Source organism: Brevundimonas albigilva, assembly GCF_023573565.1.
Classification (GTDB): domain Bacteria; phylum Pseudomonadota; class Alphaproteobacteria; order Caulobacterales; family Caulobacteraceae; genus Brevundimonas; species Brevundimonas albigilva.
The window spans coordinates 1,278,614-1,291,509 of sequence record NZ_CP097649.1 but is presented as its reverse complement, the minus strand read 5'-3'; the positions used below and the strand labels follow the sequence as shown (position 1 = coordinate 1,291,509).

Annotated in this window: 15 protein-coding genes; 2 read left to right on the top strand and 13 right to left on the bottom strand. The window is 68.8% G+C overall.

Translation table 11 applies throughout. The features are described 5' to 3' along the window. Window positions 1-31: 31 nt before the first annotated feature. Complete coding sequence (locus M8231_RS06365) at window positions 32-667, top strand: DUF938 domain-containing protein (protein ID WP_249750727.1); 636 nt, start codon at window positions 32-34, stop codon at window positions 665-667. Window position 668: 1 nt separating this feature from the next. Here M8231_RS06365 and M8231_RS06360 read toward each other — a convergent pair whose 3' ends face one another. Then, window positions 669-1,160 (bottom strand): hypothetical protein, encoded by a 492-nt coding sequence (locus M8231_RS06360; RefSeq protein WP_250202470.1) that lies wholly within the window; start codon window positions 1,158-1,160, stop codon window positions 669-671. A gap of 274 nt (window positions 1,161-1,434) precedes the next feature. On the opposite strand from M8231_RS06360, the gene M8231_RS06355 reads away from it, so the two are divergent. Further along, window positions 1,435-2,190, top strand: coding sequence for a pseudouridine synthase (locus M8231_RS06355; protein ID WP_250202469.1), 756 nt, complete (start codon window positions 1,435-1,437; stop codon window positions 2,188-2,190). Here M8231_RS06355 and M8231_RS06350 read toward each other — a convergent pair. From M8231_RS06350 to M8231_RS06295, 12 genes are all read right to left on the bottom strand, one after another. Beyond that, on the bottom strand, window positions 2,187-2,933 hold the full coding sequence (locus tag M8231_RS06350; protein ID WP_249750729.1) for an alpha/beta hydrolase: 747 nt from the start codon (window positions 2,931-2,933) through the stop codon (window positions 2,187-2,189). The two genes, M8231_RS06355 and M8231_RS06350, sit on opposite strands and share 4 nt — an antisense overlap. Continuing rightward, window positions 2,930-3,682, bottom strand: coding sequence for an ATP12 family chaperone protein (locus M8231_RS06345; RefSeq protein WP_250202468.1), 753 nt, complete (start codon window positions 3,680-3,682; stop codon window positions 2,930-2,932). The genes M8231_RS06350 and M8231_RS06345 overlap by 4 nt, the downstream gene beginning before the upstream one ends. 38 nt (window positions 3,683-3,720) lie before the next feature. Continuing rightward, a complete protein-coding gene (locus M8231_RS06340) occupies window positions 3,721-5,193 on the bottom strand; it encodes a putative 2OG-Fe(II) oxygenase (RefSeq protein WP_250202467.1) in 1,473 nt (490 codons plus the stop codon). Continuing rightward, a complete protein-coding gene (locus M8231_RS06335; RefSeq protein WP_249750734.1) occupies window positions 5,190-6,209 on the bottom strand; it encodes an RluA family pseudouridine synthase in 1,020 nt (339 codons plus the stop codon). Before M8231_RS06335 ends, M8231_RS06340 begins: the two co-directional genes overlap by 4 nt. Continuing rightward, a complete protein-coding gene (gene crcB / locus M8231_RS06330; RefSeq protein ID WP_249751826.1) occupies window positions 6,206-6,601 on the bottom strand; it encodes a fluoride efflux transporter CrcB in 396 nt (131 codons plus the stop codon). The genes M8231_RS06335 and crcB overlap by 4 nt, the downstream gene beginning before the upstream one ends. Before the next feature lie 48 nt (window positions 6,602-6,649). Then, window positions 6,650-7,138, bottom strand: a complete 489-nt coding sequence (locus M8231_RS06325) for a CC0125/CC1285 family lipoprotein (RefSeq protein WP_249750735.1) — start codon at window positions 7,136-7,138, stop codon at window positions 6,650-6,652. Window positions 7,139-7,191: 53 nt separating this feature from the next. After that, window positions 7,192-7,917, bottom strand: coding sequence for an RluA family pseudouridine synthase (locus tag M8231_RS06320; RefSeq protein WP_249750736.1), 726 nt, complete (start codon window positions 7,915-7,917; stop codon window positions 7,192-7,194). Beyond that, on the bottom strand, window positions 7,914-8,648 hold the full coding sequence (locus tag M8231_RS06315) for a DUF72 domain-containing protein (protein WP_250202466.1): 735 nt from the start codon (window positions 8,646-8,648) through the stop codon (window positions 7,914-7,916). Before M8231_RS06315 ends, M8231_RS06320 begins: the two co-directional genes overlap by 4 nt. After that, complete coding sequence (locus tag M8231_RS06310; RefSeq protein WP_250202465.1) at window positions 8,641-9,957, bottom strand: replication-associated recombination protein A; 1,317 nt, start codon at window positions 9,955-9,957, stop codon at window positions 8,641-8,643. Before M8231_RS06310 ends, M8231_RS06315 begins: the two co-directional genes overlap by 8 nt. Before the next feature lie 72 nt (window positions 9,958-10,029). Further along, the gene (locus M8231_RS06305; RefSeq protein WP_249751828.1) at window positions 10,030-11,421 is read right to left on the bottom strand and encodes a Do family serine endopeptidase; all 1,392 of its coding nucleotides are present in this window, start codon (window positions 11,419-11,421) and stop codon (window positions 10,030-10,032) included. Window positions 11,422-11,526: 105 nt separating this feature from the next. Continuing rightward, entirely contained in the window at window positions 11,527-11,946 is a 420-nt protein-coding gene (locus tag M8231_RS06300) for a J domain-containing protein (RefSeq protein WP_250202464.1), read from the bottom strand. Between the two features lie 11 nt (window positions 11,947-11,957). Further along, the gene (locus M8231_RS06295) at window positions 11,958-12,800 is read right to left on the bottom strand and encodes a division plane positioning ATPase MipZ (protein WP_250202463.1); all 843 of its coding nucleotides are present in this window, start codon (window positions 12,798-12,800) and stop codon (window positions 11,958-11,960) included. Between the last annotated feature and the right edge of the window lie 96 nt (window positions 12,801-12,896).

Sequence of the window (12,896 nt, the reverse complement as noted above, 5' to 3'; positions counted from 1 at the left end):
AGGCGGTTCTCGACGCGCTATCAGTCGGGGCATGAACACCCTGGACGCCATCGCCGCCCTGCCCGACGGCGCGATCACCTCGCCCGCGGCCCGTCGCAACGCCGACGCCATTCTGGGCGTCCTGCGCGCCCACCTGCCGGCGCGGGGTTCAGTGTTGGAGATCGCCTCGGGCTCCGGCGAGCATGCGACGGTCTTCGCCTCGGCCCTGCCGGGTCTCGACTGGAAGCCCAGCGACCCCAGCGCCGAGGCCAGGGCCAGCATCTCGGCCTGGAGGGCGCAGGCCGGCGCATCGTCCCTTGGCGCGCCCTTGGCGCTGGACGCATCCGACGAGGCGACCTGGCCCGACCAGACGTACGACGCCGTCTTTTGCGCGAACATGACGCACATCAGCCCCTGGTCGGCGACCGAGGGGCTGATGCGACTGGCGGGCGCCCGACTGCGTCGGCCGGGCGGCCTGCTGGTGTTGTACGGCCCCTACCGCGAGGCCGATCACCCGCTCGCGGCGTCCAACCAGGCCTTCGACGACAGCCTGAGAGCCCGGGACCCGGCCTGGGGCCTGCGCGACCGCGAAGCGGTGCAGGCCCTGGCCCGAACGCACGACCTCGCGGCCACGCGCCGCGTCCAGATGCCGGCCAACAACCTGATGCTGCTGTTCCGGCGCCTCTAGGTCAGGAAATGCCGCCGACAGCCGGCGTCAGGGCGGCGCGATCGCTCATTTCCACCACGTCGCCGTCGCGGAACACCGCCGCCGGCGCGTCGGCGGGCACGCCGAAACGTTCGGCCGCCAGCGCCACGCCGTCGGCGAAGGCGATGACGGGCACCGAATTGGCGCGCGCCAGGTCGATCAGCGAGCGCACGGCGGCCAGTCCGGCCTCGTCCGCGGCGCCGCCCGGCACGACCAGGCCCTTGACCCGCCCGTCGGCGATGTCCTCGGCCGTGGCGGTGGCCAGGACGGTCACGCCGCCGGCCGACAGGCTGGCGTCGCCGGTGGAGATGGGGGCCAGACCGACGCCTTCGGCCCGAAGCGCCCCCTCCACGTCGCCCAGTTCGCCGAAGTCCATGCCGCGCCGCATCACCAGGCCCATGCGAAGACGGGTGGGAACCGGACGGTTATAGCCATTGCGACGGGGAGCGGCGGAAGATTTGCGTTGAGCGTACAAGACGTCTCCTTCGAGGGTTTCAATAAAGAATCTCGCTCGACGCCCTGCGGCGACGAACCACGAACACATCGGGCCAGAAAACGGACAATCGACGAGATCGACGATCGTCGGCTCGCACTCTGGCTCATTTGTGGAATGGCGACAGATATAGTCTGAATCCGAGCCAATTCAACCTGGCGCGGCGCGGATGTCCCCATCGTGATCCTGACGCCGCCATCGCGCTTGCCGCCAGGTCGGGCCCGACCTAGACAGGCCGAGGCATGGACGGACGCTGATGGCCTTTACCCGAACCTATGACGGCGACGCCCCGGTGCGGGTGAACAAGTGGCTGGGCCAGACCGGCGTCTGCTCGCGTCGCGAGGCGGAAGGCCTGATCGCGGACGGCCTGGTGACCATCGACGGCGAGGTCGTCGCCGACGCCGGCCGCAAGATCGCGCCGGGCCAGACCCTGATCCTGAACGACCGGGCCGAGGCGGCGCTGGCGGCGGGGGTCACGATCCTGCTCAACAAGCCGGTCGGCTATGTCTCGGGTCAGCCCGAACCGGGCAAGACGCCCGCGGTGCGCCTGCTGACCCCGGCCAACCGCATGGGAGACGGCGCCGCGCCGGCGCGCGACGCCTCGCTGCCCCCCATCGGCCGCCTGGACGAGGATTCGCGCGGCCTGCTGCTGCTGTCCTCGGACGGGGTCGTGGCCAAGGCGGTGATCGGCCCCCAGTCCGATCTGGACAAGGAGTATCTGGTCGTCGTCGACGGCGCCGTGACCGAGGCTCGGCTGTCCCGGCTTCGCCACGGCCTTGAACTGGACGGCCGCCAGTTGAAGCCCGCCCGCGTCACCCAGGTTCAGGGCCAACAGCTGCGCTTCGTCCTCAAGGAAGGCCGCAACCGCCAGATCCGCCGCATGTGCGACCTTGTCGGCCTGGAAGTCGTGGACCTTCAGCGCGTCCGCATCGGCCCCTTGCGGCTCTCCGACCTCCCCGAAGGCCGCTGGCGCCACCTGACGGCTGACGAACGCAAGGGACTGGTGAGTTAAGTCAGGAACCGATCGATAGCCCTGCTCAAGTGGTTTCGGTCCATGACATGACCGCCGCCGTGTTCGGCCAATTCGACATCGAAACCCTGAGCTTTCAGATCATCTGCCATTTGAACGACGTTGACGAGGCCCGACACCTCATCTCGACGGCCTATGGATATGAAATAGCGCGACGCACCTACTGTTGTGGGGGTGCGAAATCGAAGCGGTTCCATCGCTATGACGTCGCTGAAAAGATCTCCGTTCGCCAAACCCAAAGACAGGGCGTAGGAAGCGCCGTCTGACATCCCCAAAACCGCGATCCGCGCCGGATCGACGGCAAGTCGATCAAAAGCCGTCTGCAGGCTCAGGTCGATGAAGGCCGCATCTAGCCCAACCGGACCATGACGCAGCCGCCAGCTGTCGCCGCGAGCGGTGGGCGCGAGAACCGCGAAGCCGCGGCGACGCGCCAGGGCTCGCAACGGCTCGATCATGTCCAAGCCGACTTGCCCGGCCCCATGTAGCGCCAGGATCAGCGGCGTCACTGCCGCCGGGTCACGGTTTTCGGAGGCGAACAGCACAGCATCGCGCCGATCCAGATGCAGATTTTCCGTCCCACCGCCGAAGGGCAGACTGTGGGCGCCAGGCCGCGCCATCAATCGAGCGTCGGCGTAAACGGCCGCGCCGGCCCGGCTTGCGACCGGAAGGCTCAGGACCGCCGCGGCGCCGGTTACGACAACGGAACGGCGTGTGACGGACGTCATTCGGCCAAGCCTCTGAACCAACGCTCAAGAACCCCCGCCTCGCGCCTCATCGTTTCCGCGCGCTCCGCCGCCTCGGCGTCCACACCCCACTGCGCCTCTTGAAACGCGCTCTCTAATCGGGACAGGTCAAACGCCTCTTCTCCGCTAAGCGCGCCTTCAAGCAAAGCCAGAGCGAGCACAGTCGAGCCGAACAGGGTCGTCGCCGTCGCCAGTCCGGTAAGCTGAAAGTCGTCCAACGAAAGGGCCAGAGTGCGAACCCTATCAAGGGAGACTTGAGGTTGCGCGTGATGTAAAACGCCGATCACCGGTCGGAGGTCTATGCCAAGTTCCTGTTGGGCCCAGGCGCGCCAAGGCGTCCATTTCTCGATTTGTCGCCGCTGTAACGCGCCTTCACCCAGGTAGCAGATCGCATCGGAACCGGCATACGCGGCGATCTCATCGGCGACTGCCTCTCTAACAGACCCGATATGGTCGATGGCTGTTGACGCCAGCCTTGTCGCAGGCATCGACGTCGCATCAACGATCTGCTCTTGGGCGGCCCATTCCTGGGCTATAATCTGGGCGACGGCGCGCGTCGGCGCTATCAACGGATTCTTGGCGGGCGTCTTGGGCGTGTGGCCATCCAGTTGCACGGCCCACCGATCGCCATCAGGAGTAACCTGCACGTCCTTCCAGAAGCGCCGCACCTGCTCCTTGGAGATTTCGACATAGCCTCGGTGCGCAGCCGACGTAACTGGAGTTTCCGACATCAGGCCATTATCAGCTCGATCTGAACGCGAGGAAAGCTTTACGTCGGTGCGACATCAAATGCGATCGTCATGCGGTGATCGTCGCCTGAAAATGGCATCGTGCCATGCCACATGTAAGAGGGAAACAGCACCAGCCGGCCTTCTGACGGCTCGACGTAGCGCTCAGCGGCCAGCCCACCGCCGGTCGGCGTTCCGGGCTCGCCGAACTTGATCCAGCCCTCGTGGCCGCCCGCCTTCGCCGCCTTCGGCAGTTGGATGTAGCAGGCCGAAGACAGCCAGCCGCGCGGATGGACGTGATTGGCGTGAAAGCCGTTAGAGCGCAGGCGAACGGACCAACATCCCTCGATGCGATAGTCGCCCGTGTTGCGCGCTCGCAAGGGATCGGCTCCGCAGCCGATGGCGGTCATGTAGCGCCGGATAGGGCCGTCGATCGCCTTAAAGAAAGTCCGGATGACAGGATCCTCGCTGCGGGTCAGAGATGCCGTAGTCTGCGAACCGCCCCGCAAGGACTGTCCCACTGGATGGGTCCTTAGGACGTGCAGGCGCTCGAGGGCCTCAGCCAGATCCCTCAAATAGGCGGCAAGGTCGGGCCAACCCGGCGGCGTGTCTATAAGCGTTGGCTGTACAAACGCGTCGTAGTCGTAAAGGGCGTTGTATCGCGGATCCCCCATCATGCGCCAGGCCGTGGCCTGCAGAGCGATGGCCAACTGGTCGTTGGGAGAGGCGCGACGCATCGCCTCGATCTCAACGATAGCCTCGCGCGGCCTTGCGAGCGCGAGCAGGCATTCCGCCAGGCCCAGCCGGACCGGAGCAGCCTCCGGCGCCGCAGACGCGACCCGCTGCACATGGCGTAAGGCCCGATCGGGATCGTCCGACAGTATCAGTTGCGCTGCCGTAAGTTCGCCAACCGGATCAAGCGGGCCGGCTGTCAGGGTGTCGTATCCAGCCCGCGCTTGGCCCGCATATTGGAGAAGGCGCGCTTTTCGAACACGCAGTTCGACGTCACGCGGATGATTCGTGATGGCGATATCCAGCGCGTGGGTCGCAAGGGCCGGGTCCTCGGTTTTCATCCAAAGAAGCTGCGCCAAATCCGCCAAGGCCTCGGCATAGTTCGCCCGTCGCTTCACCGCCGCCCTGTAAGCGTCCTCGGCCTCTTCGAAGCGGTTCTGTCCCTGCAACGCCCTTGCTAGAACCACCCAGGTTTCCGGCGCGTCGCCGATTTCCAACGCCGACCGCGCCAACCGTTCGGATTCAGCTTTTCGATCCAAGTCGCCATAGAGTGAAGCCAGGTTGTGCCGCGCGGATACGCTATTCGGATTGGCCTTGAGTGCTCGTTCGGCCAATTCGACCGCCGCGTCCAACTGGCCCAGGCGCTTCAAGGCGTCGGCATGATAGGCGAGAGAGAGGTAACCGGCGTCCTTGCTTTGCGTCAGGGGCGCCAGAACGGCTGCGGCTTCCTGCGGTCGGCCCTGAGCGATGAACGCCTTGGCCGCCTCCACCGGCTGCGTCATCTCATCCTCCTCACGCCCGCGAACGGGTCGTCTTCGGCCTCGTCCTCGCTGAAGCCGAAGTGGGCGAAGCCGGCCTTCATCTCGGGGCTCAGGGGGGCCGTGACCTGCAGGACGCCGCCGGACGGGTGGTCCAGCTCGATGCTTCGCGCGTGCAGTTGCAGCTTCAACCCGCCCGACAGTTCGCGCGACGCCTCGTCACCGTATTTCGGATCGCCCAGGATCGGGTGGCCGATGCCGGCCATGTGCGCGCGCAGTTGGTGGGTGCGGCCGGTGAAGGGTCTCAGCGCCATCCACGAGGCGCGGTGCGCCGCCCGGCTGATGGTGGCGAAGGCCGTCTCGGCGGGTTCCGCCTTAGGATCCTTGCGATCGGCCGGCCGCATCATCTCGAAGTCGTTGATGCCGGTCTTCTTCAGCGGCATGTCGATCTGGCCCGAATAGGGCTTGGGATTGCCGATGACGATGGCCCAATAGGTCTTCTTGGCCTGACGCCGCGCAAAGGCCCCGGCCAGCCGCTTGGCCGCCTCGGGTCCCTTGCCCAGCAGCAGCACGCCCGAGGTGTCGCGGTCCAGCCGATGCACCAGGCGCGGGCGGTCCAGCCCCTCGCCCCAGGCGGACAGCAGGCGGTCGACATGGCGGCTGGTCTTGGTGCCGCCCTGCACGGCCAGGCCGTGCGGCTTGTTCAGGGCGATGACCACGTCGTCCTCGTACAGGACCAGCGACTTGGCGAAGGCCACGTCCTTGTCGGACAGGGCGTGCGGATCGCCCGCCTGGCGCGAGGTGTCGTCCGGGATGGGCGGCACGCGCACCGCAGCGCCGGCGGTCAGCCGCGCCTCGGGCTTGATCCGTCCGCCGTCGACGCGGATCTGGCCGCTGCGGGCCATCTTCTGCACCTGGATGTTGGACAGATGCGGCCATCGCCGACGGAACCAGCGATCCAGCCGGATGCCGTCCTCGTCCTCGGCGACGTAAACGGTCTGGACTTCGCGCTTCGGCGCGGCGGCGGCGGGGTCGCTCACAGCACCGCTCCGAACGCGCGCCTGGCGATCGTCAGCCCGACGAACAGCGCCGCCATCGCCGCGATCACGGACAGGCCGACATAGGCGGCCGCCAGCCCCATCTGACGCCGCTCGATCATCAGGACCGCCTCCAGCGAATAGGAGGAGAAGGTGGTGAACCCGCCCAGCACCCCCACCGCTGCGAACAGGCGAACGGCCTCCTGCTGGGCGCCGCCGCGCAGCGCCAGCCAGCCCACGAGCAGGCCCATGCATAGGCCGCCGACGATATTGGCCAGGAAGGTGCCCCAGGGCCAGGCGGCGTTGGGCGCCAGCCGCCCGACCGCCAGGCCCAGCCCATATCGGGCCATGGCCCCCAGTCCGCCGCCGGCGGCGACTATCAGCAAACGTGCGATCATGGCCGGCTTATACGACGTTCCCGCCGCCTCGCCAGTCCGACGGCGTCAGCGAGGAATGGAGGCCTGTATCGAACGGGCGTCATAGACGCTGGGGCGATCCGGCTTGGTCCCACGGCCCAGCACCACTTCCAAGGTGGTGGAGGTCGGCTGCGGCCCGCTGAGGTTCAGGCCCACCCCCACGCCGACGCCCGACGCCGAATAGCCGCCATACCGGCTGCTGCCGCCGCCGATGGAGACGCTGGGGCGCACGCCCCCTGCGCCGCCCGGCCGTCCGTCCGTCCACGCCTGCACCACTTCGAACCAGTCGTATCCTTCCTGGGTCGTCAGGTCGGCCGCGCGCAGCAGGGCGAAATCGGCGACGGGACCGGGCGCCCCGACCCCGTTGTAGGTCACGCGATAGCGGTTGGTCTCGATCCGTTGCTCGGAAAAGCCCTGGCCGCCCGGTCCCTGCTGGGCGCCGTAGGGCGCGAGGCTGGCGCAGGCGGACAGCGCCAGGGCGGAACCGACGAGACCCAGAATGACGAAGCGCTTCATGACGATGTTCTCCTTCATCCCAATAGCGTCGTGCCGCGCCGCTCGTTCCCGCGTCACAGGCCCAAGGCGGCGCGCAACGTCTGGAAATCCTGGGGCGGCGGGGCCTCGACCGTCGTGGTCCCGCCCTCGGGATGCGGAAAGCTCAGCTTGGCGGCGTGCAGCATCAGCCGCGGCGCCGGTCCGACCGGCGTGGTCAGGGCGCCGCCATAGCGCACGTCCCCGATCAGCGGACGGCCCAGATGCGCCATATGCACCCGCAACTGGTGCATCCGTCCCGTCAGCGGCTCAAGCTCCACCACCGCCCCATGATCGCTGGCGCCCAGGGTGCGGTATCGGCTCTGCGCCCCTTGCGCGCCCGGCGCGTCGAAGGCGACGACGCGCATATAGGATTCGCGGCCGATCTCCTCGCGGCGCAGGGGCGCATCGACCGCGCCGGATCGCGGCTCGGGCGCCGCCGACAGCAGGGCCAGATAGGTTTTCCGGAACCGCCGCATCTGCAGCGCCTTGCCCAGGAATCCGGCGGCGGGCTTGGTCTTGGCCGCCAGGATCACGCCCGACGTGTCCCGGTCCAGCCGATGCACCAGTTCCGGCCGCTTTCCGTTCGACCGCGCGAACGCCCACAGCAGATCGTCCAGCGTATGGGCCTTGATCCGCCCGCCCTGGCTGGACAGGCCGCTGGGCTTGGAAAAGACGATGAGGTGCGCATCCTCGTGGATCACCCACGACCGGACGGCGGCGATCTCGTCTTCGGACAGAGCGACGGGGGTTCTGGCGGTCATTTCGGCTCTTGGCCCGACGCCGCCATGACGGTCAAGGCGTTGGGCAAGGCATGGCCTGCCGCCGTATTGTCGAACACGCACCAGGTCGGCGCATCCGCCGCCTCGCGCCGCAATCGTTCGGCCGTCGCCGCCAGCGTCTCGGGCGAATAGGCCGAATAATAGATTCTCGGCGCGCCATGCAATCGGATGTAGGTCAGGCCGCGCCATCCGCCAGGCGCGCCCGCCCCCGACACCGGCGCCGGATCGGCCGCCACGCGCGCGATCCGGCGGTCTTTCAGCCAGGCGTCGACTTCCGGCGCGAACCAGCTGGCGTGGCGTGGCTCGCAGGCGATCGGAACGGGCAGACGCGCCGCCGCCGCGTCGAAGAAGCGGGTCGCATCGGCTTCGTCGAAAACCAGCGACGGCGGCGTCTGGACCAGAACCGCCCCCAGCCGGTCGCCCAGCCCCTCGACCTCGGATGCGAACCGATCCAGCCCGGCCTCCGGCTCGCGCAGCCGCTGCTCCTGCGTCAGGACGCGCGGCGTCTTCACCGCGAAGCGAAAGTCCGGCGGGGTCGAGGCCGCCCAGCGCGCATAGGTGGCTCGCCGATGCGGTCGATAGAAGCTGCTGTTGATCTCGACCGCATTCATCGTCCGGGCATAGCGTTCCAGGTGCGTGCCGGGACCGGCGAAACGTTCGGCGACCTCGCGCGGCACGCTCCACCCGGCCGTCCCCAGCCTCAGTTCAGGCATCGCCGCCCTGGTCCGCCATCCGCGCCCGCATCTCGGCCCAGCGCTCCAGCCGCGCCTTGATCTTCTCTTCGTGGCCTTCGCCCTTGGGCTTGTAGAAGACGCGCCGCTCCATCTCGTCGGGAAAGAAGTTCGCGCCTGAGAAGCCCTCGGGCGTGTCCGGGTCGTATTGATAGCCCTTGCCGTAACCCAGCTGCTTCATCAGCTTGGTCGGGGCGTTGCGGATGTGGGCGGGCGGCATCAGCGAGCCGGTCTCGTGGGCCGCCCTCTTGGCCGCCTTGAAGGCTTCATACACTCCGACCGACTTGGGCGCGGTGGCCAGGTGCACCACCGCCTGGGCCAGGGCCAACTCGCCCTCGGGGCTGCCCAGGAAATCGTAGGTGTCCTTGGCCGCATTGGCGACCAGGATCGACAGCGGGTCCGCCTCGCCGACGTCCTCCACCGCCATCCGCACGATGCGCCGCGCCAGATACAGCGGGTCCTCGCCTCCGTTCAGCATCCGCGCCAGCCAGTACAGCGCCGCGTCCGGGTCCGATCCCCGCACCGATTTGTGCAGGGCGGAAATCAGGTTGTAGTGCTCCTCGCGGCTCTTGTCGTAGGCGGGCGCCCGGCGTTGCAGCACGCCCGCCAGGCCCTGGACGTCCAGCGCCTCACCCTCCGGCAGGTCGAACAGGACCTCCGACATGGTCAGCAGATAGCGCCCATCCCCGTCGGCCAGGGCCAGCATCGCCTGGCGCGCCTCGTCGGTCAGCGGCAGGGAACGCCCCATGTGCGCTTCGGCGCGTCGCAGAAGCTGGTCCAGGGCGGCGTCGTCCAGCCGCTTCAGCACATAGACCTGGCTGCGCGACAGCAGGGCGCCGTTCAGTTCGAAGCTGGGGTTTTCGGTCGTAGCGCCGACCAGGGTGACGACCCCCGCCTCGACGAAGGGCAGGAATCCGTCCTGCTGGGCGCGGTTGAACCGGTGGATCTCGTCGACGAACAGCAGGGTGGACTGGCCGGCCGCGCGCCGCATCCGCGCCGCCTCGAACGCCTTTTTCAGGTCCGCCACGCCCGAGAAGACGGCGCTGATCGCCTGGTACTCATAGCCCGCCGCCTTGGCCAGCAGCCGGGCGATGGTCGTCTTGCCCGTGCCCGGCGGACCCCACAGGATCATGGAGCCCAGGCGGCCGGCGTCGACCATGCGGCGGATCGGCCCGCCCTCGCCCAGCAGATGATCCTGGCCGACCACCTCCTCCAGCGACGCCGGACGCAGGCGATCCGCCAGGGGGGCGTCGGGCGGATGTATGCCGGAGGCTTCGAACAGGTCGCTCATTCGGGCTCGCTCTTGGGGAAGCGACCTATGTAGTCGGTCGGCCCCGGCTTTTCACGCCCCCGGCGTCGTCGGTCAGCCGGGCATCCGTCCCGTCAGTTCGCGACCGCCCCGCAGGATCACGACTTCCGATCCCGCCCGCGCGCGCTGGAGATCGGAGGCCGACACGACCTCCCGCCCGTCGATGCGACGGATCACGTCGCGCGGCCGCACGCCGATCCGGGCCGGCAGACTGCCCCGCGCCACGCCCGTCACCAGCGCGCCGCGCAGGAAGGGGTCGCCGCCCAGGCTGTCGGCGAAGGCCGGGTTCAACGGCACGACGCGCAGGCCCGCCAGGCTGCCCGAGGACACGGTCGCACCGTCGCCCGGCTTGGCGTCGCCCGGCAGGGCCTGGACGCGGGCGTTCAGCGTCTGGGCGCGCCCGTCGCGCAGCACCGTCACCTGCACCGTGTCGTTGGGCGCCTTGGTGCCGATGCGGTAGTTCAGGCCGCCCTGGTCGTTGATCTCGACGCCGTCCACGGCGGTGACGACGTCGCCCTGGCGAATGCCCGCCCGCGACGCCGGACTGTCCGGATAGACGTCGGTGACCACCAGGCCCTGCGGCCGGTCCAGGCCCAGGCTGCCGGCGATGTCGCTGCTGACCGTGTCGCCCTTGACGCCCAGCCAGGGCCGAACCACCGCCGTCGCGCCACCCACGGCGGAATCGACCACCCGCTTGACCATCACCGCCGGCACGGCGAAGCCGACGCCCGACGAGGTGCCGCTGCGCGAGAAGATGGCCGTGTTGATGCCGATCAGGTCGCCGTCCATGTCCACCAGCGCCCCGCCCGAGTTTCCGGGATTGATCGCCGCGTCGGTCTGGATGAAGGAGCCGCTGTCCGAAATGCCCGTCTCGGTCCGGTTCAGCGCCGAGATGATGCCGTTGGTCACCGTCTGGCCCACGCCGAACGGATTGCCGATGGCCAGCACCAGGTCGCCGATCTGCTGCTCTTCCTGATCGTCGATGCGCAGGAACGGCAGGGCGCCGTCCACGCCCTGCAGCTTCAGCACGGCGATGTCGCTGCGCTGATCGGCCAGGATGACCTCGGCGGGGAATTCACGGCGGTCGTTCAGCACGACCTTGATCTCCGACATGCCCTCGATGACGTGATAGTTGGTCACCACCGTCCCGTCCGCCCGCACGATCACGCCCGAGCCGACCGACTGGGCCACCCGCGCCTGCGGTCCGAACAGCTGGAAGAAGGGATCGGCGCTCTGCACCCGCTGAACGCCCCGCGCGGCGATGTTGACCACGGCGGGGGCGGCCTCGCGCACGACGGGGGCGAAGCTGGCCTTCATCGCCGCGGAGTCGCCGGGGACGACGCGGGGCTGTTCGGCGAACACCCCTTCCTGGGCCTTGGAGTTGTCGGGATTGCCGCAGGCCGACAGGGCCAGGGCGGTGGCGAGCAGGATCGAACGGGTCTTCATCATCTTCCGACGCATGAGGCTTGAAGCGCCGCCATACCGCACCGTCTTTCGGGCCGGATCATGACGACGCCGCAGTTCGAACGACCCGGACGGCCCGCCGTTCCCTCAGCGGCGCCGCAGCAGCCGGTCGCGCGCGGCGTTGACCCGCGCCGCCAGACCCTCGGTGCCGCCCTGGTCCGGATGGGCGCGCGTCATGGCCCGTTTCCAGGCCGCGCGGATTTCGGCTTCTCCCGCGCCCGAAGATACCCCCAGGACCGCACGCGCGTCCGCCTCGCTGATCGGTTCGGAGCGCACCTGCGGCCGCGCGCGGGACGACCAGGCCAGATACAGCCCCGCGCCCGCCAGGCCCGCCGCCGCCAGCCATCCGCCCCGGAATGCGGCCAAGGCGCCTCCCGCCAGCAGCACCGCCCCCAGCAGCGTCGCGGTGACGCGCCAGTGGCCCCGCCCTCGCCGCTCGGTCTGGCGCCCCAGACGCACCAGGGCCCAGACGGCGATCGCCGCCAGCGCCAGCCCGATCAGCGTCATGGCTCAGTCTTTCAGGCGGCCACGTCCAGCGCCGCGTCGCTCAGCGCCTGCTCCAGGCCCATCGCCTTCATCAGGTTGCGCATCTCCTGACGCGCCGCGACGTGGGCCAGCGACACGGCCACGGGCCGCACGTCGTTGGACAGGTCCGCCACCGTCAGGCCGAAGGGGAACAGTTCGCGATAGATGACCCGGTCGCGCAGGCCCGGCCCGACGCGGAACCCGACCCGCTTGGCCAGCTTGTTCATCCGCTCTTCCAGGCGCTTGCGGTTGCGCGCCTCGGCCACCTGCAGGCGGTTGGTGACGACCAGCCAGTCGATGGTCGCATGGCGCCCTTGGGCGATCGCGCGATGCTTGCGCGCTTCCCAGACGCTTTCGGAATAGATCGACGGCTTCAGCAGCTCCAGCGACACCGGGTCCACCTCGCCCAGCAGGTCGAAGTCGACGAAACTGTCGTTCATCGGCGTCACGATCTGGTCGGCGCGCGCGTGGGCGGCGTTCGACGCCGCTGTGTCGCCGCCGGGGGTGTCGATCAGGATGCAGTCGACGCCGGCCGCGGCGGCTTCGTCGAAGGCGCGGTCGAACGCGGCGATCTGGTCCTCGACCGGCGCCTTGGCCAGCGCCTTGCCGTCGCCCATGTCCGGCATCATCGGCTGGGGCAGATCGTGGCCGTTCGCGGCCAGCCAGCTGGCGCGGTTGGTGAAGAAGCGCTGCATCGAGCGCTGGCGCAGGTCCAGGTCGATGATCGCCACGCTGCGCCCCGCGTGCAGCAGGCCCGTGACGATGTGGATGGCCAGGGTGGACTTGCCCGCCCCGCCCTTTTCGTTGCCGAGGACGATCACATGCGGTTGCGTCATGAAGGCAGCCTCTACGGACGGCCGAACGACTCACGCTCGACCTGGGGAGACCGCTAGAGTCGGTCCCCGCGCCGCAAACGTCAACGACCCGTTAAT

Coding starts and splice junctions, on each gene's coding strand:
- M8231_RS06350 (WP_249750729.1), bottom strand. CDS start 2,933: ATGACGTCCGTCACACGCCGTTCCGTTGTCGTAACCGGCGCCGCGGCG.
- M8231_RS06320 (WP_249750736.1), bottom strand. CDS start 7,917: ATGACCGCCAGAACCCCCGTCGCTCTGTCCGAAGACGAGATCGCCGCC.
- M8231_RS06355 (WP_250202469.1), top strand. CDS start 1,435: ATGGCCTTTACCCGAACCTATGACGGCGACGCCCCGGTGCGGGTGAAC.
- M8231_RS06365 (WP_249750727.1), top strand. CDS start 32: ATGAACACCCTGGACGCCATCGCCGCCCTGCCCGACGGCGCGATCACC.
- M8231_RS06295 (WP_250202463.1), bottom strand. CDS start 12,800: ATGACGCAACCGCATGTGATCGTCCTCGGCAACGAAAAGGGCGGGGCG.
- M8231_RS06325 (WP_249750735.1), bottom strand. CDS start 7,138: ATGAAGCGCTTCGTCATTCTGGGTCTCGTCGGTTCCGCCCTGGCGCTG.
- M8231_RS06340 (WP_250202467.1), bottom strand. CDS start 5,193: ATGACGCAGCCGGTGGAGGCGGCCAAGGCGTTCATCGCTCAGGGCCGA.
- M8231_RS06345 (WP_250202468.1), bottom strand. CDS start 3,682: ATGTCGGAAACTCCAGTTACGTCGGCTGCGCACCGAGGCTATGTCGAA.
- M8231_RS06315 (WP_250202466.1), bottom strand. CDS start 8,648: ATGCCTGAACTGAGGCTGGGGACGGCCGGGTGGAGCGTGCCGCGCGAG.
- M8231_RS06300 (WP_250202464.1), bottom strand. CDS start 11,946: ATGACGCTGATCGGGCTGGCGCTGGCGGCGATCGCCGTCTGGGCCCTG.
- M8231_RS06310 (WP_250202465.1), bottom strand. CDS start 9,957: ATGAGCGACCTGTTCGAAGCCTCCGGCATACATCCGCCCGACGCCCCC.
- M8231_RS06305 (WP_249751828.1), bottom strand. CDS start 11,421: ATGAAGACCCGTTCGATCCTGCTCGCCACCGCCCTGGCCCTGTCGGCC.